The organism is Streptomyces sp. cf386, from assembly GCF_900103585.1.
In the GTDB taxonomy this organism is placed as follows: Bacteria; Actinomycetota; Actinomycetes; order Streptomycetales; family Streptomycetaceae; genus Streptomyces.
In genome coordinates this window covers 526,967-551,694 of sequence record NZ_FNHV01000006.1, presented here as the reverse complement: position 1 = coordinate 551,694, position 24,728 = coordinate 526,967, and the positions used below count along the sequence as shown (strand labels likewise).

25 protein-coding genes are annotated in these 24,728 nt (G+C 68.9%); 12 read left to right on the top strand and 13 right to left on the bottom strand.

Annotated elements, in window-relative coordinates; genetic code table 11:
- The 4 genes from BLU79_RS18705 to BLU79_RS18690 all read right to left on the bottom strand — a co-directional run.
- A partial coding sequence (locus BLU79_RS18705) for a SpoIIE family protein phosphatase (protein ID WP_371131889.1) occupies positions 1-2,127 on the bottom strand: 2,127 nt, incomplete at its 3' end.
- A gap of 277 nt (positions 2,128-2,404) precedes the next feature.
- Positions 2,405-3,100: a cytidylyl-2-hydroxypropylphosphonate hydrolase gene (locus tag BLU79_RS18700; RefSeq protein ID WP_177001071.1), complete on the bottom strand. Its 696-nt coding sequence runs from the start codon at positions 3,098-3,100 to the stop codon at positions 2,405-2,407.
- Positions 3,101-3,184: 84 nt separating this feature from the next.
- Positions 3,185-4,570: a class II fumarate hydratase gene (locus BLU79_RS18695; RefSeq protein ID WP_093906919.1), complete on the bottom strand. Its 1,386-nt coding sequence runs from the start codon at positions 4,568-4,570 to the stop codon at positions 3,185-3,187.
- A gap of 176 nt (positions 4,571-4,746) precedes the next feature.
- Positions 4,747-6,414, bottom strand: coding sequence for a fumarate hydratase (locus BLU79_RS18690; protein WP_177001070.1), 1,668 nt, complete (start codon positions 6,412-6,414; stop codon positions 4,747-4,749).
- A 171-nt stretch (positions 6,415-6,585) separates the two neighbouring features.
- On the opposite strand from BLU79_RS18690, the gene BLU79_RS18685 reads away from it, so the two are divergent.
- On the top strand, positions 6,586-7,269 hold the full coding sequence (locus tag BLU79_RS18685; RefSeq protein WP_093906958.1) for a DUF1707 SHOCT-like domain-containing protein: 684 nt from the start codon (positions 6,586-6,588) through the stop codon (positions 7,267-7,269).
- A 175-nt stretch (positions 7,270-7,444) separates the two neighbouring features.
- The gene (locus BLU79_RS18680; RefSeq protein WP_093906917.1) at positions 7,445-7,822 is read left to right on the top strand and encodes a WhiB family transcriptional regulator; all 378 of its coding nucleotides are present in this window, start codon (positions 7,445-7,447) and stop codon (positions 7,820-7,822) included.
- Between the two features lie 176 nt (positions 7,823-7,998).
- Here the strand turns inward: BLU79_RS18680 and glpX are convergent, their stop codons facing one another.
- On the bottom strand, positions 7,999-9,033 hold the full coding sequence (gene glpX / locus BLU79_RS18675) for a class II fructose-bisphosphatase (protein WP_093906916.1): 1,035 nt from the start codon (positions 9,031-9,033) through the stop codon (positions 7,999-8,001).
- 128 nt (positions 9,034-9,161) lie between these two features.
- Here glpX and BLU79_RS18670 point away from each other — a divergent pair, with 128 nt between their 5' ends.
- Complete coding sequence (locus tag BLU79_RS18670) at positions 9,162-9,683, top strand: DUF4245 domain-containing protein (RefSeq protein ID WP_093906915.1); 522 nt, start codon at positions 9,162-9,164, stop codon at positions 9,681-9,683.
- Between the two features lie 78 nt (positions 9,684-9,761).
- Here BLU79_RS18670 and BLU79_RS18665 read toward each other — a convergent pair whose 3' ends face one another.
- The 3 genes from BLU79_RS18665 to xseA form a co-directional block, all read right to left on the bottom strand.
- Positions 9,762-10,352: a malonic semialdehyde reductase gene (locus BLU79_RS18665; RefSeq protein ID WP_093906914.1), complete on the bottom strand. Its 591-nt coding sequence runs from the start codon at positions 10,350-10,352 to the stop codon at positions 9,762-9,764.
- 187 nt (positions 10,353-10,539) lie between these two features.
- A complete protein-coding gene (locus BLU79_RS18660) occupies positions 10,540-10,779 on the bottom strand; it encodes an exodeoxyribonuclease VII small subunit (RefSeq protein WP_093906913.1) in 240 nt (79 codons plus the stop codon).
- Between the two features lie 9 nt (positions 10,780-10,788).
- Positions 10,789-12,021, bottom strand: coding sequence for an exodeoxyribonuclease VII large subunit (gene xseA, locus BLU79_RS18655; protein ID WP_093906912.1), 1,233 nt, complete (start codon positions 12,019-12,021; stop codon positions 10,789-10,791).
- A gap of 335 nt (positions 12,022-12,356) precedes the next feature.
- Between xseA and BLU79_RS18650 the strand changes: the two genes are divergently transcribed.
- The gene (locus tag BLU79_RS18650; RefSeq protein WP_093906911.1) at positions 12,357-13,382 is read left to right on the top strand and encodes a 4-hydroxy-3-methylbut-2-enyl diphosphate reductase; all 1,026 of its coding nucleotides are present in this window, start codon (positions 12,357-12,359) and stop codon (positions 13,380-13,382) included.
- A 29-nt stretch (positions 13,383-13,411) separates the two neighbouring features.
- Positions 13,412-14,161 (top strand): polyphosphate--glucose phosphotransferase, encoded by a 750-nt coding sequence (ppgK, locus tag BLU79_RS18645; RefSeq protein ID WP_093906910.1) that lies wholly within the window; start codon positions 13,412-13,414, stop codon positions 14,159-14,161.
- A 43-nt stretch (positions 14,162-14,204) separates the two neighbouring features.
- Here ppgK and BLU79_RS49100 read toward each other — a convergent pair whose 3' ends face one another.
- Positions 14,205-14,864 carry a DUF6542 domain-containing protein gene (locus tag BLU79_RS49100; protein ID WP_256333375.1) on the bottom strand — a complete coding sequence of 220 codons (660 nt, stop codon included), beginning with the start codon at positions 14,862-14,864 and terminating at the stop codon, positions 14,205-14,207.
- 320 nt (positions 14,865-15,184) lie between these two features.
- Here BLU79_RS49100 and ychF point away from each other — a divergent pair, with 320 nt between their 5' ends.
- From ychF to BLU79_RS18625, 3 genes are all read left to right on the top strand, one after another.
- Positions 15,185-16,273: a redox-regulated ATPase YchF gene (gene ychF, locus BLU79_RS18635; RefSeq protein ID WP_093906909.1), complete on the top strand. Its 1,089-nt coding sequence runs from the start codon at positions 15,185-15,187 to the stop codon at positions 16,271-16,273.
- Positions 16,274-16,475: 202 nt separating this feature from the next.
- Positions 16,476-16,760, top strand: a complete 285-nt coding sequence (locus tag BLU79_RS18630) for a hypothetical protein (protein ID WP_093906908.1) — start codon at positions 16,476-16,478, stop codon at positions 16,758-16,760.
- Positions 16,742-17,155, top strand: a complete 414-nt coding sequence (locus BLU79_RS18625) for a PIN domain-containing protein (RefSeq protein WP_093906907.1) — start codon at positions 16,742-16,744, stop codon at positions 17,153-17,155. The genes BLU79_RS18630 and BLU79_RS18625 overlap by 19 nt, the downstream gene beginning before the upstream one ends.
- Positions 17,156-17,315: 160 nt before the next feature.
- On the opposite strand, the gene BLU79_RS49095 is transcribed toward BLU79_RS18625, so the two are convergent.
- Positions 17,316-17,852, bottom strand: coding sequence for a hypothetical protein (locus BLU79_RS49095; protein WP_256333374.1), 537 nt, complete (start codon positions 17,850-17,852; stop codon positions 17,316-17,318).
- A gap of 851 nt (positions 17,853-18,703) precedes the next feature.
- On the opposite strand from BLU79_RS49095, the gene BLU79_RS18610 reads away from it, so the two are divergent.
- Positions 18,704-19,291, top strand: a complete 588-nt coding sequence (locus BLU79_RS18610) for a TetR/AcrR family transcriptional regulator (RefSeq protein ID WP_093906906.1) — start codon at positions 18,704-18,706, stop codon at positions 19,289-19,291.
- 308 nt (positions 19,292-19,599) lie between these two features.
- The gene (locus BLU79_RS48275; protein ID WP_371131888.1) at positions 19,600-20,283 is read left to right on the top strand and encodes a hypothetical protein; all 684 of its coding nucleotides are present in this window, start codon (positions 19,600-19,602) and stop codon (positions 20,281-20,283) included.
- 105 nt (positions 20,284-20,388) lie between these two features.
- On the opposite strand, the gene BLU79_RS18595 is transcribed toward BLU79_RS48275, so the two are convergent.
- Positions 20,389-20,664 carry a helix-turn-helix domain-containing protein gene (locus BLU79_RS18595; protein WP_256333373.1) on the bottom strand — a complete coding sequence of 92 codons (276 nt, stop codon included), beginning with the start codon at positions 20,662-20,664 and terminating at the stop codon, positions 20,389-20,391.
- Positions 20,665-20,797: 133 nt separating this feature from the next.
- Between BLU79_RS18595 and BLU79_RS18590 the strand changes: the two genes are divergently transcribed.
- Positions 20,798-21,424, top strand: coding sequence for a TetR/AcrR family transcriptional regulator (locus BLU79_RS18590; protein WP_093906902.1), 627 nt, complete (start codon positions 20,798-20,800; stop codon positions 21,422-21,424).
- Between the two features lie 379 nt (positions 21,425-21,803).
- Here BLU79_RS18590 and BLU79_RS18585 read toward each other — a convergent pair whose 3' ends face one another.
- Positions 21,804-23,114, bottom strand: coding sequence for a YhgE/Pip domain-containing protein (locus tag BLU79_RS18585; protein ID WP_177001069.1), 1,311 nt, complete (start codon positions 23,112-23,114; stop codon positions 21,804-21,806).
- Positions 23,115-23,188: 74 nt separating this feature from the next.
- Here BLU79_RS18585 and BLU79_RS48270 point away from each other — a divergent pair, with 74 nt between their 5' ends.
- Positions 23,189-23,536 carry a hypothetical protein gene (locus BLU79_RS48270; RefSeq protein WP_177001068.1) on the top strand — a complete coding sequence of 116 codons (348 nt, stop codon included), beginning with the start codon at positions 23,189-23,191 and terminating at the stop codon, positions 23,534-23,536.
- Between the two features lie 65 nt (positions 23,537-23,601).
- On the opposite strand, the gene BLU79_RS18580 is transcribed toward BLU79_RS48270, so the two are convergent.
- The gene (locus BLU79_RS18580; RefSeq protein ID WP_093906900.1) at positions 23,602-24,507 is read right to left on the bottom strand and encodes a LysR family transcriptional regulator; all 906 of its coding nucleotides are present in this window, start codon (positions 24,505-24,507) and stop codon (positions 23,602-23,604) included.
- Positions 24,508-24,728: the final 221 nt, after the last annotated feature.

Sequence of the window (24,728 nt, the reverse complement as noted above, 5' to 3'; positions counted from 1 at the left end):
CTCGAACCAGACGACTTTGCCGGTGCTGAGGCGGGTGGCGCCCCAGCGGCGGGCGAGTCGGTTGACGAGGTAGAGGCCGCGTCCGCCTTCGTCGGTGGCGCGGGCTTGGCGCAACCGCGGCAACTGCGGTACGTCGTCGCCGACTTCGCAGCGCAGGACGTCGGTGCGTAGCAGGCGCAGGGTGACGGGTCGGGTGGCGTAGCGGACGGCGTTGGTGACGACTTCGCTGACGAGGAGTTCGACGGAGTCGGTGAGTTCTTCCAGTCCCCAGCGGGCCAGGGCGCGTCGGGCGAGGCGGCGGGCGCGGCCGGGGGCGGCGTCTTCGGGCTCGAGGAACCAGTAGGCGACGTCGCTGGGGGCGATGCCGTCGAAGCGGGCGGCGAGCAGGGCGATGTCGTCGTCGCGGTCGCCGGGGCCGAGCATGTCGAGGACTTCGTCGCAGAGGGCTTCGAGGGGCGGGGGGTGGTCGGGTCCGGTGAGCTGGGCGGTCGCGGCGAGCTTTTCGCGTAGTTGCTCTATGCCGGTCCAGACGTCGCGCAGCCGGGACTCGACCAGGCCGTCGGTGTACAGAAGCAGCGTCGCTCCGGCCGGCGCGTCCAGTTCCACGGCCTCGAAGTCGACGCCGCCGACGCCGATCGGGGCGCCCGCGGGAACGCGGAGTACTTCTGCCCGGCCGCCGAGGTGGAGCAGGACGGGTGGTGGGTGGCCGGCGTTGGCGATGGTGATGCGGTGGGATACGGGGTCGTAGACGGCGTACAGGCAGGTGGCCATGCGGTCGGTGCCCAGGCGTTGGGCCTGTTCGTCGAGGTGGTGGAGGACTTCTTGTGGGGGCAGGTCGAGGCCGGCGAGGGTCTGGGCGGTGGTGCGCAGTTGGCCCATGATCGCGGCCGAGGTCATGGAGTGGCCCATGACGTCGCCGACGACCAGGGCGACGCGGCTGCCGGGCAGGGGGATCGCGTCGTACCAGTCGCCGCCGACGCGGGCGGTTTCGGCGGCGGGGAGGTAGCGGGAGGCGAGCCGGACGCCGGTGGGGCGGGGGAGTGTTTCGGGCAGCATGGTGCGCTGGAGTTCGTCGGCGATGTAGGCCTCGCGGCCGTAGAGGACGGCTTTGTCGATGCCGAGGGCGCTGTGGGTGGCGAGTTGGGCGGCGACGAGGAGGTCGTCGGGTTCGAAGGCGAGGCGGTCGGGGCGGCGTAGGAAGACGGCGGCGCCGATGACGCGGCGGCGGCCTCGTAGGGGGGCGAGGATGGCGCGTTGTCCGTCGGGGATGATCAGTTCGCCGTCGTCGCCGAGGAGTTCGGGCAGGGCGGCGCGGGCTGCGGGTGCGTCGGCGAAGACGGGGCGTACGCCGCGCAGGACCTCGGCGAGCGCGCCGCCGGGGCGGACCTCGCACAACTCGGCGGTCAGGGCCGACAACTCGGCCAGCTCCGTCGGCTCCGGCTGGGCCTGCGCGGGCAGGAAGCCGCCGTCGGTGTCCCGTTCCTCGGGGATGCGGTCCGTGCGGCGCAGGCGCAGGACGACGGGGCCGGTGGGCCGTTCGTCGCCGACGGGGAGGGGGTCGCGCAGGTAGACGAGGATCGCGTCGGAGAAGGTCGGCACGGTCGCCCGGCACAGCCCCATCACGATCTCGTCCAGGTCGATACCGCGCGCGATCCGCCGGGTCGCGGCGCCGACGAAGCGCAGCCGGTCACCGTCCCGGCGCATCGGCGTGGGCCGCCCGGGCGTCACGCCCTGCCCGGTGCGCCGCTCGGCGGACGCCTGCGACTGCTCGGTGCCAGGCTGGGGCGGTATGGCCTCCGTCACGGGCCGCGGCCGGTGTGTGTCGGGCTCGGCGGCGACGGAGGGCTGTGAGTGCTCGGGGCCGTTGCCGGCGATGACTGGGGGCTCCTTGCTCGGGCCGGACGGCGTGGTGGTGCCCGGCGTGGAGGGGGTCTCTCCGGCGCGCGCCTGTACGGGTAAGGCGGCGCTGCCGCCGCGGGCGCCGTCGCCAGGGTTGTGCGACGGCGTGGAGTGCCTCGTCGACGGTGTCGAGGAACGCACAAGCGCCCCGCGGGACTCCGCGGGGTCGACGCCCGTCTCGGGGCGTTCGAAGGAGGTCGGCTGCTCCGTCACGCCTTTCGAATCCATCCGTCCGGGGCTGCGCGCCATGCGTGCAGTTCGTCCCGCCGAAACTCCGATACCCGGAATACATGCCCCAGGAACGGAATTCCCGCGTGGCCAGAGGCAGTTCCTGTGCCGCCGGTCGACCGTCTGGCCGTACCGGCGTTGCCCTGGTAACCCTCGCTCACGTCCTGCCGCCCCTCGGTGACGATCGGTCAAGCCCGGCGCGCACTCCGGTAGTTGCTCTTGCGCGCCCTTGCGGAGGACGATCCTACGTTTGTTGCCCGGGGGCGCATCAAGAGTCTCATGAGGACAGGTGCGCGGGCGTGCGATCCCAGTCCTCAGGCAAAGAAGGTACAGCCCAGGAGGGATCCGGGCGCCAGTGCGGCCAACCGTCGGCGAACGGAGGCCCCCAGGCGCGGATCACCTCCACCGCCTCCCGCCCCGCCTCCCGCACCCGCGCGGCGAGCCGTGCGTCGATCAGCCCGTCCCGCTGGGCCTGCGCGAACTCGTCCTCGTCCCGCCAGTGCCAACTGCGGTCCGGGTGCACGGAGATGTCGAGGAAGTGGTCCTCGGAGTCCACCCCGCCCGCCCAACGGGCCAGTGGTTCCTCAAGGTTCACGTACCAGTTCTTGAACTGCCACCCTGGATCCCAGAACAACCACACCGACCAGGGCTCGCCGGGCCGAGCGAGCTTCAGCACCCCGGTCCCGAACCAGCGGTCGCGCTGGACGGAACGCGGCTTGGTGTACCGCGTCTCAAGGGGCTCCAAGTGCACCGATGTTCCATCGGCCAGCACCGGCTTGACGCACTCCGTGCCCGGAGCCAGCCATACGGCGAGAAGCTCGTCGTCGTCCCGTACGACGGTGACGGGACGCGCGATGTGGAAGCGGCGGCCGGCGTTCTCCCGGTACCGCCACAGGATCTGCGTCCCGGGCGCCCAGAAGCCCGTCGAGCCGCCCGCTTCCACTTCCGTCGTCACCGCTCCACCGTCTGCCATGAACAGATATTAGGTGCCACAGGCATACGACGCTGCGACACGTGTCATGGTTCACGCCCGCAGCGACCTTCCGGCGACGAAGGGTTACGGCCGTGTCATCCGCAGGACATCAAGGGCCTCGTCCAGCTGCTGAAGCGTGAGGTCACCGCGCTCCACGTACCCGTTCTCCAGGACGACTTGGCGGATCGTCCGCCGCTCCGCGAGCGCCTTCTTGGCGACCTTGGCGGCCTCCTCGTACCCGATGTACTTGTTGAGCGGCGTGACCACGGAGGGTGACGACTCGGCGTACTCCAGCGCCCGTTCGCGGTGGGCGACGATGCCGTCGACGGTGCGGTCGGCCAGCAGCCGGGAGGCGTTGGCGAGCAGCCGGATCGACTCCAGGACGTTCCTTGCGATGACCGGAAGCATCACGTTCAGCTCGAAGTTTCCGGCGGCTCCGGCGGTGGCCACGGTGGCGTCGTTGCCGATGACCTGTGCGGCGACCATGAGGACGGCCTCGGGGATGACGGGGTTGACCTTGCCGGGCATGATCGAGGACCCCGGCTGGAGGTCGGGGAGGGAGATCTCGGCGAGCCCGGTGCGCGGACCGGACGACATCCACCGCAGGTCGTTCGCGATCTTCGTGAGGCCCACCGCGATGGTCCTGAGCTGCCCGCTGGTCTCGACGATGCCGTCACGAGCGCCCTGCGCCTCGAAGTGGTCCCGCGCCTCGGTGAGCGGCAGCCCGGTGACGCGGGCCACCTCCTCGATGACGGCGGCGGAGAAGCCTGGGGGCGTGTTGATGCCGGTGCCCACCGCCGTGCCGCCGAGGGGGAGTTCGGCGAGGCGGGGGAGGGAGGCGTGCAGCCGCTCGACGCCGTACCGGATCTGGGCGGCGTAACCGCCGAACTCCTGGCCGAGCGTCACGGGCGTGGCGTCCATGAGATGGGTCCGCCCCGACTTCACGACATCGGCGAACTCCTCGGCCTTGCGCTCCAGTGCGGCGGCGAGGTGCTCCAGGGCCGGGACCAGGTCGCGGGTGACGGCGGCGGTGGCGGCGATGTGGATGGAGGACGGGAAGACGTCGTTGGAGGACTGCGAGGCGTTGACGTGGTCGTTGGGGTGGACGTCCCGCCCGAGCCGCTCGGTGGCGAGTGTGGCGATGACCTCGTTGGTGTTCATGTTGGACGAGGTGCCGGACCCGGTCTGGAACACGTCGATCGGGAAGTGCTCGTCCCACCGCCCCCCGGCGACCTCGACCGCCGCATCCTGGATCGCCTCGGCGATGTCCTTGTCGAGCACGCCGAGGCGCGCGTTCACGGCCGCGGCGGCCCCCTTGATCCGGGCGAGGGCCTCGATGTGGGCCCGTTCGATGCGCTGCCCGGAGATGGGGAAGTTCTCGACGGCACGCTGGGTCTGCGCCCGCCACTTGGCGTCCGCCGGGACGCGGACCTCGCCCATGGAGTCGTGCTCGATGCGGTAGTCGCTCATACCTGGGTAAGCATGGCGTGCGGCGGGGTTGTTCCTGGGCTTGGCCCATTCGTGGCTCGCCCGAGGATTTTCGCCCCCGCCGCCCCTAAGGGGCCTCGTCCTCAAACGCCGGACGGGCTGAACTGCTCAGCCCGTCCGGCGTTTGAGGAGCGGGGTTTCCCGCCGCACCCAAGGAACTACGCCAGCCCCGGTCCCCGCACCGGAATCGACGTGAACGTCGGCGCCGGCGCCGGGTCCTGGAAGAAGTCGTTGCCCTTGTCGTCGACCACGATGAACGCCGGGAAGTCCTCGACCTCGATCTTCCAGACGGCCTCCATGCCGAGCTCCTCGTACTCGACGACCTCGACCTTCTTGATGCAGTCCTGGGCGAGGCGGGCGGCGGGGCCGCCGATGGAGCCGAGGTAGAAGCCGCCGTGGGAGTCGCACGCGTCGGTGACCTGCTTGCTGCGGTTGCCCTTGGCCAGCATGACCTTGGAGCCGCCCGCCGCCTGGAACTGCTCGACGTAGCTGTCCATACGACCGGCCGTCGTCGGGCCGAACGAGCCGGAGGCGTAGCCCTCGGGGGTCTTCGCGGGCCCGGCGTAGTACACCGGGTGGTCCTTCAGGTACTGCGGCATCTCCTCGCCCGCGTCCAGCCGCTCCTTGATCTTGGCGTGCGCGATGTCACGGGCCACGACCAGCGGGCCGGTGAGGGAAAGCCGGGTCTTCACCGGGTACTTGGTGAGCTCGGCGAGGATGTCGTCCATCGGCTGGTTGAGGTCGATCCTGACGACGTCGGAGGACTCGTCCAGGTGCTCGTCGGTCGTCTCCGGCAGGAACCGCGCCGGGTCCGTCTCCAACTGCTCCAGGAAGACGCCCTCGGCGGTGATCTTCGCGACGGCCTGACGGTCGGCGGAGCAGGAGACGGCGATGGCGACCGGGCAGGAGGCGCCGTGCCGGGGCAGGCGCACCACGCGCACGTCGTGGCAGAAGTACTTGCCGCCGAACTGTGCCCCGATCCCGATCTTCTGCGTGAGCTCGAAGACCTTGTCCTCCAGCTCCTTGTCCCGGAAGCCGTGCCCGAGCGGCGAGCCCTCGGCCGGGATCTCGTCCAGGTAGTGCGCGGAGGCGTACTTCGCGGTCTTCAGCGCGTACTCGGCGGACGTACCGCCGACGACGATCGCCAGGTGGTACGGCGGGCAGGCGGCCGTACCCAGCGAGCGGATCTTCTCCTCCAGGAACTTCATCATGGAGGCCTCGTTCAGGACGGCCTTCGTCTCCTGGTACAGGAAGGACTTGTTGGCCGAGCCGCCGCCCTTCGCCATGAAGAGGAACTTGTAGGCGCCGCCGTCGGTGGCGTACAGCTCGATCTGGGCGGGGAGGTTGGAGCCGGTGTTCTTCTCGTCCCACATGGTGAGCGGGGCCATCTGCGAGTAGCGCAGGTTGAGGTTCAGGTACGCGTCGTAGATGCCGCGCGACAGGGCCTCTTCGTCGCCGCCCTCGGTCAGCACGTTCTGCCCGCGCTTGCCCATGACGATCGCCGTACCGGTGTCCTGGCACATCGGCAGGACGCCCGCCGCCGCGATGTTCGCGTTCTTCAGCAGGTCCAGCGCGACGAACTTGTCGTTGCTGGAGGCTTCCGGGTCGTCGATGATGCGCCGCAGCTGGGCGAGGTGCGCGGGCCGCAGGTAGTGCTGGATGTCGTGGATGGCCTCCTCGGCCAGCTTGCGCAGCGCCTCGGGCTCCACCTTGAGGAACGTCCGCCCGTCGGCCTCGAAGGTGGAGACACCTTCGGAGGTCACCAGCCGGTACGGGGTGGTGTCCTCTCCCATGGGGAGCAGATCGGTGTACGCGAACTCAGGCATGTCGCCCATTCCTCACTAAACAGACAGCGCGGCCAGCCTCCATTGGCAAGCGTCCACCAGCGTAGAACCTGGCGCTGACGGCGAGCTTGTGAGGTAAGGCTCAGTTCGATGCCCGGTGGGTGATCCGGACAGGGGCTATCGCGATCTATCGTGTTTGGGTACGCTGCTGTGGTGGACCTTCAGAAGCAGACCGCGCCCGCTGCCCGCACCGAGCTCCGCGCCTCCGACGCCGACCGCGACCGGATCGCCGACATCCTGCGCGACGCCCTGGCCGAGGGCCGCCTCACCGCCGACGAGCACGCCGAGCGGGTCGAGGGCGTGCTGGCGGCCAAGACGGTCGGCGAACTGGACGCGTTCATACGGGACCTGCCCGCCGCCCACCAGCGCCGCGCACCCCACCTCCCGCCCCCCGGCCGCCCCGCCCCCGCCGCGATCCCCGCCGACCCCGACGACAACGTGGTCGCGGTCTTCAGTAGCGCCGTCCGCAAGGGCCGCTGGCGCGCGGGCCGCCGTATCCACGCGTACGCGATCTTCGGCAGTGTGGAGATAGATCTCAGCGAGGCGCTCTTCGAGTACCAGCACGTCGTGATCCGCGCGTTCTCGGTCTTCGGCAGCGTCGAGGTCCGCGTCCCGGAGAACGTCTCGCTGCGTGGCGCGGGCGGCGGTGTCCTCGGCAGTTTCGAGGTGGACGCGCTCGACGCGGAGGACCCCGAGGCGCCGATCGTCCACGTCGACGGCTGGGCCGTGCTCGGCAGCATCGAGGGCAGGGCGAAGCGGGGGAGGCTCGTCGCGGACATTCTGGATCGTGTGCAGCGCAAGGTCGACAAGGGTTTGCGCAAGCATCTGGATCATTGACGGTTGTGAAGAGAACCGGCCTCCACGGGCCCGTGTTCCGCTCGCGGTCGTCGCACAGCAGCGCGCAGTACCCCCCGAAATCCAGCGGTTCGGAACTGACTGCATAGGCGCGCGTACAGCGGGTAGACCTTGCTGCATCGTCTCTCGCTCGCGAAGCCGTCGTCAGGAGTAGACCGTGCTGCAACCGCCGCATTCGTCCCTGCAGGTAGCTGCCGTTCCGGCCCAGCGGGTGCCAGTGCGAGACAGGGACCAAGACGCCCCATGGCACACAGAGGCCGTGTGCCGCCGCGACGAGGCCGGCCTGTTCTTCGCCCCCTCCAAAGAGCCCACCGCGGCCCGCCTCTCCCGTGAGGAGGCGGCCAAGCGGGTCTGCGCCCGCTGTCCGGTCATGGTCGAGTGCCGCGAACACGCCCTCCTCCAGCCCGAGCCCTACGGCGTCTGGGGCGGCCTCACCGCCGCGGAACGCCGAGTGGTCCTGGCGAGGCGCCGCCGCCGCGACATGGAACTGAAGAAGGCGACGAGGACGACGGACCGGATAGCACAGGCGGGCTGAGAAGCAATGACGAAGAAGGCGCCCCCTCCGCACCGGGGGCGCCCTCTTCGGCTGTGCAGTTCTGTCAGGGGGCGCGGTCAGGAACTGCGCGACCAGCCACGAATCACCCGCAGCCGCCGACGGTCCGCAGTTCCCGAGCTGCTAGGCGCCACCCACTAGTTCGCGCGGTCGAACCACTACTTCGCGCGGTCGAAGTCGATCGCGCTGTACGCCCGCAGCTTGCTCAACCGGTGCTCGGAATCGATCTTCCGCACCGTCCCCGACTTCGACCGCATCACGATCGAGTCGGTCGTCGCGGTCTCCGACCGGTACCGCACACCACGCAGCAACTCGCCGTCGGTGATACCGGTCGCGACGAAGAACACGTTGTCCCCGGCGACCAGGTCATCGGTCAGCAGCACCCGATCCAGGTCGTGCCCGGCATCGATCGCCCGCTGGCGCTCCTCGTCGTCCTTGGGCCACAGCTTGCCCTGGATGGTCCCGCCGAGACACTTCACGGCACACGCCGAGATGATGCCCTCCGGCGTACCGCCGATACCGAGCAGCATGTCGACGCCGGTGCCCTCACGCAGCGCGTAGATCGACCCCGCGACATCGCCGTCGGAGATCAGCTTGATGCGTGCGCCGGCGTCCCGGATCTCCTTGATGATGCCTTCGTGCCGAGGCCGGTCGAGGATGACCACGGTGACGTCCTCCGGCGTCGACCGCTTCGCCTTCGCGACCCGGCGGATGTTGACGGACACGGGCGCGTTGATGTCGACGAAGTCGGCGGCCTCGGGACCGGTGACGAGCTTGTCCATGTAGAACACGGCGGACGGGTCGAACATGGAGCCGCGATCCGCAGCCGCGAGGACGGCGATCGCGTTCGGCATGCCCTTCGCGGTCAGTGTGGTCCCGTCGATCGGATCGACGGCGATGTCGCATTCGGGACCGGTGCCGTCGCCGACCCGCTCCCCGTTGAAGAGCATGGGCGCCTCGTCCTTCTCGCCCTCGCCGATGACGACGACGCCGTTCATCGAGACGGTGGAGACGAGACTGCGCATGGCACGTACGGCGGCTCCGTCGGCGCCGTTCTTGTCCCCGCGCCCGACCCAGCGACCCGCGGCCATGGCGGCGGCCTCGGTGACGCGGACGAGTTCCAGGGCGAGGTTGCGGTCGGGGGCCTCGGAAGGGACCTCGAGTTCGGACGGCAGATGATGATTCTCGGTCATCGGAGCGCACCTTTCTGATACGACGACGGCCGGATGAGGGTGACGACCCTGACTCTATCCTCGGGTGGACAGAATGAGCAGGGGGCCCCACGGATGAGCAGGCCTGGGCACCTGCGACGATAGGGGGCGTGGCAGGTTCGAACGGTAAGCAGAAGTCGGTCCGGAACATGGTCCTCTCCCTCGGAGTGACCGTGCTCGCGGCGGGGGTCATCTATCTCTTCGTCCCCCATGACAACGGCACTCCCGACCTCCCCCGGGTCGACTACCGCGTGGAGCTGCTGACGGCCCGCCGCGCGGCGTCGTACGCGGTGGCCGCGCCCCAGGGCCTGCCGGACACCTGGAAGGCGACGTCCGTCCGGTTCAAGGGCGACGACTTCGATGCCTGGCATCTCGGCTACCACATCCCCGGTGGCGACTACGTGCAGGTCGAGCAGTCGGCCGAGAAGCCGTCGACGTTCCTGGAGAAGGCCACCCAGGGCGGGCGGGCGACAGAGGTCACCGAGGAGATCGGCGACCGGACCTGGACGCGGTACACGGGTGGCCGCTACGACGCGCTCGTGCACCAGGAGAAGGGCGCGACGACCGTGGTGGCGGGCACGGGATCGTTCGAGCAGCTGACGCAGATGGCGAAGGCCCTGAAGACGGAGTGACCGCGAAGGTCATGGCGAAGGCCCCCGGTGTTGTCGCCGGGGGCCTTCGTCGTGTGCGGTCGGTGGTGTGCGGTCGGGTCAGACCGTCGTGACGACCTGGTCGAACTCCAGGCGCGGGGAGCGCGGGTACCAGGCGTCGGCGCCCGGCTTGCCGATGTTGACGACCATCAGCGGGGTGTGGTCGTCGTCCAGGAACTCCTTGCGGACGCCCTCGAAGTCGAAGCCGGTCATCGGGCCGGCGGCCAGCCCGGCGGCGCGGACGCCCACGATGAAGTACGCGGCCTGGAGGGCGGCGTTCAGCCCGGCGGCGTTCTCGCGGGCGGAGCGCTCGCTGAAGAAGAGGTCCTTGGCCTGCGGGAAGGCCGGGAACAGGGCCGGCAGCTCCTCGTGGAACTCGTTGTCCGCGGACAGGATCGCGACCAGCGGGGCGGTGGCGGTCTTGGCCTGGTTGCCCTCGGCCATGTGCTGCACCAGGCGCTCACGGGCCTCGGCGGAGCGGACCAGGGTGATGCGCAGCGGGGTCTGGTTGAAGGCGGTGGGGCCGTACTTGACCAGGTCGTAGATCGCCTGGACCTGCTCCTCGGTGACCGGCTCGTCGGTGAACGTGTTCGCGGTACGGGCCTCGCGGAACAGCAGGTCCTGGGCGGCGGGGTCAAGGGCGAGAGACATGCGTGAACCTTCTCGGGGTTGTGCGTCGTGCGTGGAGCGTCGAACGCGTAAACGGACCGTGGACCGGTTTCGTGGTCAACGGTACGCGAGGGAAGTTCAAGGTTCAACTAAGGAGAGGGTGTGGTGATCCGCTTCACAGCCCAGCCATGGCTCACGCTCGACTCGACTCACGCATGACTCACGAGGGTCACGAGTCGCCCGCGGCCTCTTCTCGCTCGGCCTCGGCCTCCTCGGCGAGCGCCGCGTCCAGGCGGGCCCGCGCCCCGTCCAGCCAGCGCCGGCACACCTTGGCCAGCTCCTCGCCGCGCTCCCACAGCGCGAGGGACTCCTCCAGCGTCGTACCGCCCGCCTCCAGCCGCCGTACGACCTCGATCAGCTCGTCCCGGGCCTGCTCGTAGCCCAGTGCCTCTTCCACCTTGCTGGTCATTCGCCCACCCTATGCATCGCTCGTTGCGTCACTTGGTCCATCGACCCGTACGGAGAACTCGCCCTCGGCGACCCGCGCCCGCAGTGCCTCGTCCGCGGTCACCTCGCCCGGGTCACGGACCACGTGCCCGTCGGCCTTCTGCAGCACCGCGTACCCCCGCTTCAGCGTCGCCGCGGGGGAGAGGGCCACCACGCGCGCGCGTGTGTGCGTCAGCTCCGAATCGGCGCGGTCGAGGAGGTGGCCCAGGCAGCGGCGGCCGCGGTCGAGGAGGGAGGCCACGTGGTCGGCGCGTTCGTCGATCATCCGGTGCGGATCCTCTATCGACGGCCGCGCGAGGGCATGCGCGAGCCCGCGCTCCTCCCGCGCGATGAGCGCCTCGACACACCGCCGGGCGCGGTCGCGCAGCATCCGCACCCGCTCGTACTCCTCGCCGACGTCCGGTACGACCTTCTTGGCGGCGTCGGTGGGGGTGGAGGCGCGCAGGTCGGCGACGTGGTCGAGGAGAGGGTTGTCGGGCTCGTGGCCGATGGCGGACACGACGGGGGTACGGCAGGAGGCGACGGCCCGGACGAGCTGCTCGTCGGAGAAGGGCAGCAGATCCTCGACGCTCCCGCCGCCACGCGCGACGATGATCACGTCAACGTCGTCGATCTCGTCCAGCTCCTTGACGGCCTGCACGACCTGCGGGACCGCGTGCACGCCCTGCACGGGGACGTTGCGCACCTCGAAGCGGACGGCGGGCCAGCGGTGGCGGGCGTTCTCCAGCACGTCGCGCTCGGCGGCGGAGGCGCGGCCGCAGACGAGGCCGATGAGCTGGGGGAGGAAGGGGAGGGCCTTCTTCCGCTCCGGCGCGAACAGTCCCTCGGCGGCGAGGGCCTTCTTGAGCATCTCCAGCCGGGCGAGCAGCTCGCCGACGCCGACGGGCTTTATCTCGGTGGCGCGCAGGGAGAGCTGGCCGCGCGGGGCGTACCACTCGGGCTTGGCGAGTACGACGACGCGGGCGCCCTCGCTCACCACGTCGGCGACGGAGTCGAAGACCTGTCGATACGCCGTCACACTCACGGAGATGTCGTACGACGGGTCCCGCAACGTCAGAAACACGACCCCGGCGCCGGGCCGCCGCGACAACTGCGTGATCTGCCCCTCGACCCAGACGGCCCCGAGCCGGTCGATCCACCCCCCGATGAGCCGCGACACCTCACCGACGGGCAGCGGGGATTCGGGCGACGTGTTCAGAGCCATGCGCCGAGAGTAACGGCCACCACCGACAACGCCGGCCCGTGTCTTTCAGCCCGTCCGGCGTTTGAGGACGAGGCCCCTTAAGGGCCGAAGCGGGGGGCTGGGGGCGGCAGCCCCCAGAAGAGGGCCGGGGTCGAAGGGGCGGAGCCCCTGGGGGGATGGGACGGGTAGGGGCGGCGGGGGTGAAGAGCAAGGGCCTGCACCCCCACCGGCCAGTCACCCACCCCTGCACCCCCGCCTCGCCGGTCGCCCCGGCCCCCACCCCTCACAGCCCACCGCCAGTCTCGCCACCAACCCGTCACCCGCACGATCTTTGAGCCCCCGAACGCACCCTTACGATGGGACGCATGACTGCTTCGCCTGGCCGCCGTGTCCTGCTCGCCGCCCCCCGTGGCTACTGCGCGGGTGTGGACCGCGCCGTGATCGCCGTCGAGAAAGCCCTGGAGCAGTACGGCGCTCCGGTGTACGTCCGGCACGAGATCGTCCACAACAAGTACGTCGTACAGACCCTGGAGAAGAAGGGCGCCGTCTTCGTCGAGCGGACGGAGGAGGTGCCGCCGGGCAACATCGTGATGTTCTCGGCACACGGCGTGGCCCCCGTCGTCCACGAAGAGGCCGCGCGCGGGCAGCTCGCCACCATCGACGCGACCTGCCCGCTGGTCACCAAGGTCCACAAGGAAGCCGTCCGCTTCGCCAAGGAGGACTACGACATCCTCCTGATCGGGCACGAGGGCCACGAAGAGGTCATCGGCACGTCGGGCGAGGCCCCCGACCACATCCAGCTCGTCGACGGCCCGGACGATGTCGCCAAGGTCGAGGTCCGCGACCCGTCGAAGATCGTGTGGCTGTCTCAGACCACCCTCTCCGTCGACGAGACCATGGAGACCGTCGACGCGCTGAAGGAGAAGTTCCCGCAGCTCATCTCCCCGCCGAGCGACGACATCTGCTACGCCACGCAGAACCGTCAGCTCGCCGTGAAGCAGATGGGCGCCGAGGCCGAGCTGGTCATCGTGGTCGGCTCGCGCAACTCCTCCAACTCCGTGCGGCTCGTCGAGGTCGCCAAGCTGGCCGGCTCCCGCGAGGCCTACCTCGTGGACTTCGCGAGCGAGATCGACGAGGCCTGGCTGGACGGCGTGACGACGGTCGGCGTCACCTCCGGCGCCTCCGTCCCCGAGGTGCTGGTCGAGGAGGTCCTGGAGTGGCTCGCCCAGCGCGGCTACGGCGACGTCGAACTCGTCAAGGCGGCCGAGGAGTCCATCACCTTCTCCCTGCCGAAGGAGCTCCGCCGCGATCTGCGTGAGGAGGCGGCGGCGCTGATCGCCGAACGCACGGGGGCCGAGGGCTCCGGCGACTCCGTGGAGTGACTGTCAGTCCTCCGTCGTAACGTAGAGCCATGCAGATCTTCGGTTTGGACATCGGTGGATCCGGGATCAAGGGCGCCCCGGTGGACCTGGACAAGGGCGACCTCGCTCAGGAGCGCTTCAAGGTGCTCACTCCGCACCCGGCCACGCCCGACGGGGTGGCCGACGGTGTGAAGGAGGTCGTCGAGCACTACGGCTGGACCGGGCCGGTCGGGCTCACCTTCCCCGGCGTGGTCACCGACGGATCCACGATCCGCACGGCGGCGAACGTCGACAAGAGCTGGATCGACACCGACGCGCGCGCGTTGTTCAGCGACCGTCTCGGCGGCCACCCGGTGACGGTGGTCAACGACGCGGACGCGGCCGGAGTCGCCGAGATGCACTTCGGCGCGGGCCGCGACCGCCGGGGCACCGTGATCCTCCTCACGTTCGGCACGGGCATCGGCAGCGCGCTGTTCCTCAACGGCGCCCTGGTCCCCAACACCGAGCTGGGCCACCTCGAACTGCACGGCCACGACGCCGAGAAGAAGGCCTCCAGCAAGGCCAAGGAGGACGAGGAGCTGACCTGGGAGCACTGGGCCCGCCGCGTCCAGAAGTACCTCGCCCATGTCGAGATGCTGTTCTCCCCGGAGCTGTTCATCATCGGCGGCGGCGTGAGCCGGAAGTCCCACAAGTTCCTGCACTACATCGAGGGCATCAAGGCGGAGATCGTCCCGGCCCAGCTGCAGAACAACGCGGGGATCGTAGGGGCCGCGATGCACGCGGCGGAGCGGGACCGCTAGCAGGACGGCCGGGGGCCGCTGTGCGGACACGGCCGGCCGGCGGTCACGGCGACCGGCGGCGGGCCGCAGCCCTGCGTGCGATCAGGCGCACCTTTCGTACGGTCACGATGGCACCGGCGATCAGCGTCCCCCCGTACAGCCATCCGGCCTGGGTGGCGAGGGCGGTGAAGATGCCCATCAGATGGCCGCTGATTCCCCCGCCGTTGTCGGCCACCGGAACCAGCCCCACGGCGAACGCGATCGGCAGGACGACCGGCGCACTCACCAGGTCGCCCCTGCGCACCCACACGGCGGTCAGCACACACACCGGCAGGAACAGCACGCTGTACACCGTGAGCGACGCCCCGAAGAGCAGCGCGTCCAGGTAGCCGAGCAGCACCATCACGGCCATGCAGAACAGCCCGCTGCCCAGGCCGGTGAGCCGGGGGTTGGGAAACCGCCGTAGCGGCTGCGGCGCGGGGGAGGGACCGGGCCGACGTACGGCCGCTGCCGCCGGGGCCGTACCCGAAACCGGGCGGCGCTGGGCGACGGGCCGGGTGGCCCGGGAGGCGAGCCGGGCCCCGGACGACCGGGCCGCGGCAGATCGGGACGACCGGGCAGGCCAGGCGGACCGAGCGGAACCGCCCTCACCGCGGACGAATCCGCCGTCGCTGCGGACGAACCCGCCCTCGCCGCGCCCCCTACGACCTTCGCCCCGCTCCACGCTGCCCCCGTCCGCTGGGAATCCGCCCTCACCCGACGCGACCCGGCAGGTCGCGCCCTGTCTTGCTCCACTGCTCCAACCTAGGTCGGTTTATGTGCTGAATCGCCCGTCAGACACACCTTGGGGCCGACCTTGGCCAGGTGTTCGATAGGGCGCCGGGGTCGGGCCGGGTACGCCGTAGACTGGTGGATCGGCCCGTGCGTCTGCATCGAAGATCTGTCTGCGACGAAGATCCGTCCGCACCGAAGATCGAAGAAGGACCGGGCCCAGCCCAGCCCATCCCATCAGCCCTTGTCCTCTCACGTACGGGAAGTCGCAACGTGTCGCTCACGATCGGAATCGTCGGTCTGCCGAATGTCGGCAAGTCGACCCTGTTCAACGCCCTGACCAAGAACGACGTGCTGGCGGCCAACTACCCGTTCGCCACGATCGAGCCCAACGTGGGTGTGGTCGGCGTCCCCGACGCCCGCCTGACGAAACTGGCCGAGATCTTCTCCTCCCAGCGCGTCCTCCCGGCGACCGTCGACTTCGTCGACATCGCGGGCATCGTGCGCGGCGCCTCCGAGGGCGAGGGCCTGGGCAACAAGTTCCTCGCGAACATTCGTGAGTCCGACGCGATCTGCCAGGTCATCCGCGCCTTCAAGGACGAGAACGTCGTCCACGTCGACGGCAAGGTCTCGCCCAAGGACGACATCGAGACGATCAACACCGAGCTGATCCTTGCCGACCTCCAGACCATCGAGAAGGTCCTGCCGCGCCTCCAGAAGGAGTCGCGCATCAAGAAGGACATCGCCCCGAAGGTGAAGGCCGTCGAGGAGGCCAAGGAGATCCTGGAGAAGGGCGACACGCTGTTCTCCGCGGGCATCGTCCAGGGCTCCGGCAACGAGGAGCTCCTGCACGACCTGCACCTCCTGACGACGAAGCCCTTCCTCTACGTCTTCAACGTGGACGAGGACGAGCTGGTCGACGACGACTTCAAGGCCGAGCAGCGCGCCCTGGTCGCCCCCGCCGAGGCGATCTTCCTCAACGCCAAGCTGGAGGCCGACCTCGCCGAGCTCGACGAGGAGGACGCCCTGGAGCTCCTGGAGTCGGTCGGCGCCGAGGAGCCCGGCCTCGCCACCCTCGCCCGCGTCGGCTTCAACACCCTCGGCCTGCAGACCTACCTCACGGCCGGCCCCAAGGAATCCCGCGCCTGGACCATCAAGAAGGGCGCCACCGCCCCCGAGGCCGCCGGCGTCATCCACACCGACTTCCAGAAGGGCTTCATCAAGGCCGAGGTCATCTCCTTCGCCGACTTGGTGGAGACCGGCTCGGTTGCGGAGGCCCGCGCGAAGGGGAAGGCGCGGATGGAGGGCAAGGACTATGTGATGCAGGACGGGGACGTGGTGGAGTTCCGCTTCAACGTGTAGCGGCTGATATATCACCACGTCGTTGATCTGGCGAACATGCAGGTCAGAGAGGGTCCGACTCTTCGGGGTCGGGCCCTTGGTTTTTCCCGTGCTGGGATGGGATGGGGATGCCCGTGCTGGGATTTGTGCGAGCGGGGCGCTGGCCGAGTGTGAAGGTAGTGCGGGCGTGGCGCTTTTCCTACTCGTTTGACACACTCGGGGTATGGCTGAGACGACGTACGGCATCGGGGAAGGGCCGGCGACGCGAGTGAGCTTGTCGCTGCCGGAGGGGACCGCGGAGGCGATTCGGGCTCGGGTGGGCAAGCGGGAGTTCTCCGCGTTCATCGCCGAGGCGGTCGAGCGTGAGCTGCGCGGGCAGGTCCTGGACGAGTATCTGGCGGACTACGAGAGCCGCAAGGGGGCGGTCTCCGAGCAGGCCCGGCAGCGGGCGCGGCAGGTCTTCGACGAGGTGTTCGCCGAGGAGGCCGAGTGGCCCGCCGCAGGCTGAGTCACGAGGGGACGCTGGTCCTCGACAGCGAGGGACTCTCGAAGCTGCTCGCCGACGACGAGCAAGCGGTGGCTCTGATCGCGGAGGCACGCTCGCGCGGCATGGAGGTCGTGATCAGTGCGCTCACCATCATCGAGGCCGTCCACTCGCGTACGAACAAGTCCCGCCTGAACTGGGTGCTGTCCGGGCTGCGAGTCGTCCCTGTGGGCGATGAGGAGGCGAGGGCGGCCTCGAAGTTGCTGATGAATGCCGGGTTGCACGGGCACAAGTACGCGATCGACGCGGCGGTCGCTGAGGCCGCGCTGCGACAGCACCGCCCTGTGGTCATGCTGACGTCCGATATCGACGACATGGCCAAGCTCTGCGGCGAGCGGGTCCGGCTCGTGGCGGTGTGAGCTCCCCTGGTCCGCTTTCTGTCTTTCGGCGGTTGGTCAGTGAGTGGCGGTGGAGCTCCAAGTATTCGGCGGATCACCGGTTCGGTAACCGGCGATCCGCCGCTATGTTGCCGCCCTTCCGCCTCTTGGCGCGTTCCTTAGGCCGCGGGCGGAGCCAGGCTCAGTAGGAGCGGGGCCCGTAGGGGCTCCAGTGGCCGAGGAAGGGCTTGAGGTCGTCGCCGCTGGGCTTCGGCGGTGTGGGCAGTTTCGGTGCTGAGACCGATGCGGCGAGGTGTTTGAGGTGCGCGTCCGCGAATGCGAGCCACGCCTCGATCTCGGTCCGCTCCTGCCCGGGCGGCAGTGATGTGGCGTGGTCGCGTACTGCTGTGACGTATTCGGTCAGGTGGTTGACCTGGTGCCAGGCGTCTGCCTGTTCTCCGAGGTGTTTGACGCGATAGGCGTGGGCGTAGGCTGCGCGGGCTTCCTGCATGGCGGTTTCCCAGCGCTTTTGCTGCACCTCTCTGGCTTGCTGGTCTGCAAGGCGTTTGCGTTCCGCGGCTTCGCCGCGAAGACCGATCTCTTGCACGATCTCGGCGAGTTGGTCTTCCAGCGGCCGGTCGGGGAGGTCGGTCCATTCGCTGGCGCGGTGCGGGTTGCCGCCGCAGAGCATGAAACGCAGGCGGCTGGAAGGGGTGTAGTCGAAGCGGGCGATGCGCATCCATGAGTACTTCTTGGCGTCGGCGAGTTCCTTGTCTGTGGGGACGTGTTCACTGCGGTCCTGTTCTTGAAGGACGAGGAATCCGACACTTTCGCCTTGGGCGGTGATGATGGAGTGCGGTGGCGCCTTACGGCACCGATGGGGCGGGGACCGGCCTGAACCACCACAACAGAAGCTGAAGTCAACTCACCCACAACTCTTGATAATTGCTCCCGGAAGAGACGAGTCGACTATGTGAGCCGCCGCGAGATCAGGCGACTCCACTTGCAGGTGCATCACTCGCTCATCGTTGCGAACAGTGAGGCTGGTACCACTTGGCGCAGGTAGTCCGCACCGTCTTCTGGCGTCCGGGGATTCCAGGGCACGCGCGTTCGCGCAGGTCAGGTCCATGTGGTCCAGGGGCGTCGACGCTGTCCGTGAGACGTACGTGGAGCTCACGTTCGCAGTGAAGGCACCTGGGGTGCGGTTGTTCTGCGTCTTCCGGGGGAGCGCTCCTCCGCGGCGAGGTTTCCTTCCGGCCGCAGCCCTGGCCGCCGTGCGATCGCTGTGGTGGGCGAGATCAGGGGGAGAGTGTGCTCGGTTGCCGTGTCCGCTGACGCCTACGGCTGCCGCGGGTCCTTTGGGGGCGCGCCCGCTCGGGCAGTGCCGGGAGGGGCGCGGCGGCGCTCCGTGCGACCGGGATGGACTTGAAGTTGTTGCTGGGGTCGGGTGCGGAGATGGCCGTGCGGCTCGCTTGGATCGCGCGCTTGAGATCGTCCTGGTCCGTGACATCCCCGATGGGGACCGTGATGTGGAGGAAGGGCGGTGTTGCCGTTTCGGTCACTTGCTGACCGAAACGGTAACCTTTGGTCATGAAGTCATCTGTGAGGCCCACCAGCGAGGAGATCGATCGTGCCCTGATCGACGTGGCGGCCTTCGTCTTTGCGCGGCACGGGTTCGCTCAGGGCCCCGTGCAGGCGATCGCTGATGGTGCCGGCTACTCCAAGGCGGCTGTGCTGAAGCGCTTTGGCTCGAAGGAGCGGATCCAGGACGCCGTGGTGGCTCGCGCGGAGGAACATGCCGCACGAGTGGCGGCTGCGGGTGAGGGCCTCCCGGTCGGGCTCGAGCGGGACGCCGCCCTGCTCGGTGCACTGGTCGAGCTGATCGAGGAGTGGCCGGGGACTGGTGCGCTCATCGTCGGCGCCTTCTGGCTGACGCGAGAGCCCGAGATCATGCAGCGCCTCTCCGGGGCGCAGCGCATGTTGATGGAAGCCTTCGATCCCGATGTCTGGACTGATGAGGAACGGCATGTGCGGGTGGTGTCCGCGATCGGTGCTGTGACCGTCACGATGATGGCGAACCGTGAGGCCAGGTGGACCGAGCGCACCGATGTGGTGATTGCCGCGGGCCTTGGCGCACTGGGCCACAGGAGCAACGGCGATGCCGGCACGGGTGATTGAGGCACTGCGACGGGGTAGCCGGCGCTGCAGTACGGAACAACGGGCCCGGCGACCAGTGCGCAGCGTCGGCTGAGGCAATGCTGCGTCACTTTGTACAGTTCGGCCGGGGCAGGGTGCCTGACGTGGCTCGAGGAGCCACTCGTCATGGCTTGCTGACCGCACCCGCCCGGCAGTGACGACGGCTCAGGATCTCGGCTCGAAGGACTCCTTCGTCAAGAGGTTGGCCGGGGCGCCCACCGGGCAGGCGGTGGCGCTGCTGCGGTGGACGGAGATCTGTTTCAGCCTCACTTCCGATCCGACCGAACTGCGTGAGTTGCTTGACGTCTCGTCCCGCTCGATCTCGGCGTTCGTCGCCGACACCATGGCCGCGATCGCCGAGCACATCGCGCGTGAGCGCGAGGGTCTCACCTCGGGCAGCCACGCGGAGCGGCTGGAGACGGCCAGCCTGCTCCTCGACGACGCCCCGATTCCGGCCGCGTGCCGAGCAGCGCATCGGCTACCGGCTCGCGGGCGAGCACACAGCGGTGGTCGTGTGGAACGACAGACCGGACGCCGACCTCGGCGCTGTCGACCGGGCCGCCGAGTTGGTCGCCGCCGTCGCTGGCGACCAGCGGTGCCTCACCGTCCTCGCCGGCGCCGCGACCCGATGGGTCTGGGTGCACGGCCGCCCCGAGCCGGAGCTGCTGCGTGCCCGCGCCGCCGAAGTCCCGGACGTTCGGATCGCCGTCGGCTCGACCGGCGACGGCGTCGACGGTTTCCGGCGCGGCCATCTCGACGCCCTCGCTGTCCAGCGGATGCTCGCACGTCTGTCCTCTCCCCATCAGGTCGCCACGCACGACGAGGTCGAGCTGGTCACCTTGCTGACCGCCGTCCCAGAGAGTGCCGACCACTTCGTCAGGGCTCATCGGGGACTCCGGCACCGGCCAATCCCACTGTGGGTTTCACGGCGGCCCTCGCCCCGTGACAGGTTCGGGCATGAACCTGCCGTCTGAGCCGACAGCGCCCAGGTCGATACCCACCACACTGGCCGAGAACAGAACTTCGAGTGGCACCGACCGCGTCAAGGGGCCGTTGGATTCCTGGCATGCGCCCGCGCGTCAGAAGCCAGCTCGCCGGCGCAGGACCTCGAGGGCGGAAGCGACCTCGACGACGTTCGCCGCAAGCGGGCGCGGCAGGTGCCGGTCGGCACGGGCGAGGCGGCGCAGCAGGGTATTGCGGTGTACGTAGAGCCGGTCCGCCGCGTGCGAGACGTTGCACTGGGCCGCGATGAAGACGCGGACCGCCTCTGTGCTCTCCGGCTCGGCGGTCTCCAGCTCCCCGAGGACCCGGGGCCGTCGTCGATGGGCTGATCGAAGGGGGCGTCGCCGCTCCAAGCCCAACCGGCGATCTCCAAAGTGGATACGGTGTTGCTGTTATGGTGCTGGCCGAGGAGGTAGACGTTCAGTGGCTGCACCTGGTCCTACGCGGGCGACCACGGCATCGGCTCGGCGCCCGGGGCGTCCGCCCGTGCCGCTGGAGCGCATCGTCTCTACCGCACTGCAGATCGTGGACGATGAAGGGGCCGACGGTCTCTCGATGCGGACGCTGGCCCAGCGCCTGGGCTCGGGCACGGCGACGCTGTACCGGCATTTCGACAACCGGGCAGCGCTGGTCGCCCATGTCGTGGACCGTATGTTCGGCGCCGTGGAGCTGAATGGCGACGAACTCCTCGCGATGGGCTGGCAGCAAGCGCTGCGGACGGTTGCGCACACCATGTTCGAGGCCCTGGCACGGCACCGGAACGCCGCGCGCCTGATGGTCGAAGAGATTCCCCTGGGGCCGAACGCCATGGCGCTGCGGGAGCACTGTGTCGCGGCACTGCTCGCCAGCGGCTTCCCGCCGCGACTGGCCGCGCACGCCTATGCCACCCTCGCCCGCTACGTCCTCGGATTCGCCATACAGGTCAACGGCCATGGCCGCGGCGGGCAACTCGACGACGCACAAGTGTCCGCCGTCTTTCAGGGCGTCGATCCAGCCTTGTTCCCGGCAACCGTCACCGTCGCCGCGTCAATGCCCGTTCCGATCGAGGACGAATTCTCCTTCGGACTCGAACTCCTTCTCAGCGGGCTTGCCCACCTGCGCGACGACGCCTGACCAGCCAGGACGATGCGAACCTGAGGCCGCCCGCCTACGGAGTCATCTCGGTCGGCAGGGGGCGGTGCCACAGCTGCTGGTGCTGAGCGCGTGATCTTGTGCAGTGGCTGGAGAGTCCCGGTGGTGACCGCCGAGACCCCTCCATCACGATGCGGATACCGCCGTGACGTTACCTGCGAGGCTGTCAGGGACTCGTGATCGACCCGCCGGCCCCGGCCAAGGGCGAATGCGCCGGCCGAATCGGCCCACCGGTGCCTGTGCGAGGAAAGCCGTCTGCCCCGGGCACTCAACGTTGCAGTGCCCGGGACGGGCGAGTTAAACAGCCGCTCGTGGTGCGCCTATGGGGATGCTGTGGAACATCCCCAGCGGAGTCTGTCCGTCACTGCCCGGCGACGGCAGGGGCGCTGTGCTTCCTGGCCAGCCCCTTGAGGTCGTAGGCATGAGTACCCAAGGCCCCGACGAGGAGGCCGAGGATAAGCGCGATCACGGCGGCCAACACGGCACGCGCCAGCCCCGAATCCCAGGTGGCTCCGAAGTACAGGATCGAGCGCGTACCCAGATAGATCTGGTGCATGGGTTCGAACGAGCTGAGGAAGCGGACGAAGGGGGGCATGGCTTCCAGTGGTGTCGTACCCCCGGAGCTGGGGATCGACAGCACGATGAAGAGGAAGAGGTTGACCACCATGCCCAGACCGCCCAGCAGGGCGAGAATCGCCTGAGCAACCACTGCGACGGCCGAGATGCTCAGCACGCTGAACAGCCACAGCTCCCCTGGATGGTCCAGCGGCATGCCGATCCAGTCCGCGATCCCCAGATAGACACTGCTGACGAGCACCGCGATACCCGTCATGATTCCCCACTTCAAAACAAGGGTGGCCAGGCGGCTGCGACCCGAGTGGCTTTCCATGCGGTAGAGCGGACCGATCTCCGACGGAGTGAAACCGAGCTGGGAGTCGACGAGATTGGTGGCGATCAGGGAGCCCGTGAACCCGGCCAGCGCCAGCAGGAGGGCGTAGTAGAAGGCCGAGAGGCCGCCGCCGGTCCCGTCGGGAACCTCCTTGAACGGCGTGACATGCACCGGCATCGGTTCGGACAGAACGATGCGTGCTGTTCCTGTGACGGACTGGCTGCCGGATGCCGCCTTGTTTCCGGCCTGTGTCGCAGTGGCGAGCAGCTGCTCGCCCACGGTCTGGTTCGCCTCGGCAAGCGCCTGAGAAGCGAAGGAATTGACGACGGACGTGCTGGAAGTGTTCGCGAGGGGATTGGTGTACACGGTGACCGCGGGCTGCTGTGCGGCCCCACCGGTCGCCGCGCTCTCCGTGAGAGCCACCAGCTCCTTGCTCAGATCCGAGGGCAGAACGATCGCGCCGTAGACCTTCCCCTTGCCCATGTCCTCCTTCGCTGCGGCAAGGCTGACGAAGCGTAGATCGAACTTGTCGTCATCGACCCCCTTGCGCAGGCTGTCGGAGATCTGCTCGCCGACGTTGATGTGCTGCCCCGATGGGTTGGTGGCTCCGGTATCGGCGTTGACGACCGCTACGGGAAAGTCGTTGAGGTCTTTGGAGGAGTTGACCGTTGACCCCAGATACAACGCTGCCAGGGCAGCCATGACCACGGTGACGATGACTGCCGGGGTCAGCCACAACCGCGGCCCCAGCCTGCTTCCTGCGGGCTTGTTGTCGTTCGTCATGGTGTGCACATCCCTTTGGGTGACCATTTTGGTTACTGAGTGACCAGGATGGTAACCATTCTTCGTGAAGTCAAATGCAGAAGGTGAGCGGCGAGGAGATGGACGCTGCGTTGATCGACGTCGCTGCCTCCGTGATCGCCCGGCACGGGTTCGCCCAGGGCACCGTCCAGGCAGTGGCGGATGCAGGCGGCTGTGAGAACGTCTGGCTGCCGCACGGCACATGCATGATGGCTGCATTCGGTCAGCGTGCGGGGACGGACGAGGAACGGCACGTCCGTGGCGTCGCTGCCTTCGGCGCCGTGACCGTCGTCATGATGGCGAACCGTGATCCCAGTTGGGCCGATCTCGCCGGCGTCGTACGGATTGCCGTGCTCGGGGCCCTGGACCGAGGTTCTGACAGCGTCGGCGGCAAGGCTGCCTGACCGGCACACTTCGCTCGCAGCCGGGGCCCTTTCCTGCGCGGCGAGCCCAGTTGGGCATCATGCCGCTAGAAGCGGAGTGCCCCTTCGGGCAGATCCCGTTCAGCAGTGAGCGGGAGCTCCAAAGAGGTGAGCATGTCCCGGTACCGCTCGGCCAGTTGGGAGGGGAGCTTTCTGCTGAACACCACCAGCTCCCGGAAATAGCCGGGCCCGATCCGCCGGGCGTGCCTCGACCAGCGCAGCGGCACCGCGTTCTCCGGTGTCACCGTCACGCCGATCCCCTCGACCGCGAACAGGAGCGCTGCGGAGACCTGGCCCGTGCGTGCGACGGCGCGCGGCGTGAACCCGAGGTGCCCTGCCAGGCGGTCCACCACCTCGCTCATGCCCTGTTCCTGCTCATAGAGCACCCAGTCGGCAGCGGCCAGTTCGGTCGGATCAGCCGCTGCCCCCGCCGGGTATTCGGCCGAGCCGGTCACCACCATCTCCTCATATCCCAGGGAGATGACGGGCCCCTCCCACGGGTCGGGCCGTGGACCGACCGCGATGTCGCCCTGGCCGCTGCGCATGGCCTCTTCGAGGTCCCGGCGGTGCGAGTAGTCGTGCAGTCTCAGCACGGTGGAGGGGTACGTCGCGTGCCAGCGCGCCGCGGACGGCGGCAGGATCCCCGAGGCGACGGACCGTACGGTCAGGACGTGGACATCGCCCTGACGGCCCTCCACCACCTCGCGCACCGAGTCCTGCGCGTCTTGAACCGCACGGACGACATCCTGCGCACGGGGCAGAAAGGCACGGCCCGCGGGAGTCGGCGTCACCCCTTGCCGGCCGCGCTCCAGCAGGACCGCGCCCAGCTCCTTCTCCAGGGCCCCGATCTGCTGGGACAGCGAAGGCTGGGTGACATAGAGCCGCGCGGCCGCTCCGCTGAAGGAGCCCGCCTCCCAGACCGCGAGGAAGTACTCCAGCTGACGTAGCTGCATGTGATCAAGCTACTCGGCCGAGCGTTGCCCAGTACTCGCGCTGTGACCACAAATCAGGCGTCCTTCAGGATCAGTCGGCATGGCACGTAGCGCGTGTCGAAGACAGGAGACGGGTCTTCCTGAATCTGAACCTGCTCGCAGTCCCCGAGACTGCCAAGTAAATCTTCGTGACCTCACTCCGAATCTCCGAGGCTGAATCTGCCAGTCCGGTCGACCCACTC

What these genes read in the sequence shown, in the direction of transcription:
- BLU79_RS18700 (WP_177001071.1), bottom strand. Translation starts at nt 3,100, where the DNA reads ATGGCAGACGGTGGAGCGGTGACGACGGAAGTGGAAGCGGGCGGCTCG.
- BLU79_RS18695 (WP_093906919.1), bottom strand. Translation starts at nt 4,570, where the DNA reads ATGAGCGACTACCGCATCGAGCACGACTCCATGGGCGAGGTCCGCGTC.
- BLU79_RS18690 (WP_177001070.1), bottom strand. Translation starts at nt 6,414, where the DNA reads ATGCCTGAGTTCGCGTACACCGATCTGCTCCCCATGGGAGAGGACACC.
- glpX (WP_093906916.1), bottom strand. Translation starts at nt 9,033, where the DNA reads ATGACCGAGAATCATCATCTGCCGTCCGAACTCGAGGTCCCTTCCGAG.
- BLU79_RS18665 (WP_093906914.1), bottom strand. Translation starts at nt 10,352, where the DNA reads ATGTCTCTCGCCCTTGACCCCGCCGCCCAGGACCTGCTGTTCCGCGAG.
- BLU79_RS18660 (WP_093906913.1), bottom strand. Translation starts at nt 10,779, where the DNA reads ATGACCAGCAAGGTGGAAGAGGCACTGGGCTACGAGCAGGCCCGGGAC.
- xseA (WP_093906912.1), bottom strand. Translation starts at nt 12,021, where the DNA reads ATGGCTCTGAACACGTCGCCCGAATCCCCGCTGCCCGTCGGTGAGGTG.
- BLU79_RS18650 (WP_093906911.1), top strand. Translation starts at nt 12,357, where the DNA reads ATGGGACGCATGACTGCTTCGCCTGGCCGCCGTGTCCTGCTCGCCGCC.
- ppgK (WP_093906910.1), top strand. Translation starts at nt 13,412, where the DNA reads ATGCAGATCTTCGGTTTGGACATCGGTGGATCCGGGATCAAGGGCGCC.
- BLU79_RS18630 (WP_093906908.1), top strand. Translation starts at nt 16,476, where the DNA reads ATGGCTGAGACGACGTACGGCATCGGGGAAGGGCCGGCGACGCGAGTG.
- BLU79_RS49095 (WP_256333374.1), bottom strand. Translation starts at nt 17,852, where the DNA reads ATGCGCATCGCCCGCTTCGACTACACCCCTTCCAGCCGCCTGCGTTTC.
- BLU79_RS18610 (WP_093906906.1), top strand. Translation starts at nt 18,704, where the DNA reads ATGAAGTCATCTGTGAGGCCCACCAGCGAGGAGATCGATCGTGCCCTG.
- BLU79_RS18585 (WP_177001069.1), bottom strand. Translation starts at nt 23,114, where the DNA reads ATGACGAACGACAACAAGCCCGCAGGAAGCAGGCTGGGGCCGCGGTTG.
- BLU79_RS48270 (WP_177001068.1), top strand. Translation starts at nt 23,189, where the DNA reads ATGCAGAAGGTGAGCGGCGAGGAGATGGACGCTGCGTTGATCGACGTC.
- BLU79_RS18580 (WP_093906900.1), bottom strand. Translation starts at nt 24,507, where the DNA reads ATGCAGCTACGTCAGCTGGAGTACTTCCTCGCGGTCTGGGAGGCGGGC.